General features: G+C 64.9%; 2 protein-coding genes. Both read left to right on the forward strand.

What is annotated here, in order from left to right:
* Nucleotides 1–522: LysE family translocator (locus tag MOV74_RS36720; RefSeq protein WP_246932223.1), on the forward strand; the 522-nt coding region annotated here is incomplete at its 5' end.
* Between the two features lie 710 nt (nt 523–1,232).
* A partial coding sequence (locus MOV74_RS36725; RefSeq protein ID WP_246932225.1) for a GGDEF domain-containing protein occupies nt 1,233–2,141 on the forward strand: 909 nt, incomplete at its 3' end.

Below are 2,141 nucleotides of genomic sequence, written 5' to 3' on the forward strand. Positions count from 1 at the left end.
GGCTCTCGCGCCAGCGTCGCCGCGGCGTTCGGCTGCACGCTCGGGATCGTGCCGCACATGTGTGCTGCGATGCTCGGCCTTGCCGCGGTGCTCCACACCAGCGCACTCGCCTTCGCCGCGTTGAAATGGTGCGGCGTCGCCTATCTGCTCTACATGTCCTGGCAGGCGCTGCGCGAGACCGGGACGCTGGCGGTTGGCGGCGAGATCCGCGAGCGTTCGAGCGGTCGCGTCATCGTCACCGGCTTCCTGATCAACATCCTCAATCCAAAGCTGTCGATCTTCTTTCTCGCCTTCCTGCCGCAGTTCATCGCCGCGGACGAGGCTCATGTGCTGGCACGCATGATGGAATTGAGCGGCGCCTTCATGGCGATGACGTTTGCGGTGTTCGTCGTCTACGGCCTCTGCGCCGCATCCGTGCGCGAGCGCGTCATCTCCCGTCCCGGCGTCATGGCCTGGCTGCGCCGGAGCTTTGCCGCGGGGTTCGCTGCGCTCGGCGCCAAGCTGGCTTTCGCGGAAAGGTAATCTCCCTTCACCTCTCGAAAATCGTCATGGCCGGGCTTGTCCCGGGCATCCACGTTCTTCGTGCCGCGTGCGAGACGTGGATGGCCGGGTCAAGCCCGGCCATGACGCTGCAAGAGACGTCTTCAACGCCGCCCAATAAAAAAGCGGGCCTCGCGCCCGCCATCTTCAAACTCGTTCGATCCTTCCCGACGCCCGGGCGGAGCGAGGCTCCACCCGGGCAAAGAAAAAGAAGCCTCGTTACTTCTTCTTCGCCTTCTTGGCCTTCTTCGCCTTCTTCTTCGCCGCCTTCTTCGCTTTCTTAGCCATAGGATCCTCTTAAGGGTTAATGGTGGAACGCGACACGAGGGATGCTCGGCGGAGGGCCAGCCTCGCAACATCCTCGACGACAAACTCAGCAGATTCGCAGGTCTCTGCCCCGCGCTGTCACATCGGTGTCATCGGCTTATCCACAGCTCAGATGCATTTTCGGGTGATTTTGGTGCGCGAATCCGCATCGCGGCATCGAAGCGCCGTCGCCGCCGACATCCCTAACGATCCGACAACCGACCTTCGCCGTTCATGAATCCAAAACCAAAGGCGCGTTTTGGCAGATCGCGGTGAGACTCCGTTAAGCGCACCGGCCGCATCTTCTCCGCAAGAAAACGGGGATGGGTCATGGACGGACGGCTGCCAGGGACGGGGAGCGCGACGCTGCGCGTGCCGCACGCGTCATGCTGAACGTACCGACATTGTGGACCGTCTTCGTCGTCAACTTCCTGGCGCTCGGCGTGATCTGGGCCTACGTGACGCGGTCCTATCCGAAATTCGCCGCCGCGCGGTTCTGGATGGCCTCGTCCTTTGTCGGCGCGATCGGGGCGATGACGGCGCTGGTCCGCCTGTTCGTCGCGTCTCCCTTGCCGCTTCTGCTCGGCGCCGCCGGTGTGATCGCCGCGAGCTGCCTCGCCGCCATGGGCATTCAGCGCTTCTATGACCGGCCGGTCTCGTGGCGCCTCATGACGGCGACGGGAGGCTTGAGCCTTGCCGGCGTCTTGGTCTTCATGGTCGGTTTCGATCACATGCAGCTGCGCATGCTCAGCTACACGCTCGGTCAGGCCTTGCCGCTGGCGCTGGCGCTGCGTCTGCTGCTGTCGCCGCCGGAGGGCCGCGTCAGCCCGGGCGCGCGACTGTCCAGCATCGTCATTCTCACCATCCTCGCGATCCTGGTCGCCCGCACCGTGGGCAATCTGCTCGGCCACGATCTCTCGGCACGGGCCGGCGGCCAGGCCCATGCCGTCATGGTGCTGGGGCTGCTGTTTCTGTCGATGACGCTCAATTTCGGCTTTCTGCTGATGGCGATGGACCGCCTGCGGGGCGAGGTTGCCGACCTTGCGCTGCTCGACGATCTCACCGGCGTCGCCAACCGGCGGCATCTGCTGCAGCGCCTGACCGAGGAATGCGCCCGCTCCGAGCGCAACGGTGCGCCGTTCTCGCTGCTGGTGATCGATCTCGACGGCTTCAAGACCATCAACGACACCCACGGCCATGCCGCCGGCGATGCCTGCCTGAAGCACTTCACCCTGATGGCGCAGACGCGCCTGCGGCCCGGCGACATGCTCGCCCGCACCGGCGGCGACGAGTTC

Origin of the sequence: Bradyrhizobium sp. SHOUNA76 (genome assembly GCF_023006445.1) — a bacterium.
GTDB lineage: Bacteria > Pseudomonadota > Alphaproteobacteria > Rhizobiales > Xanthobacteraceae > Bradyrhizobium.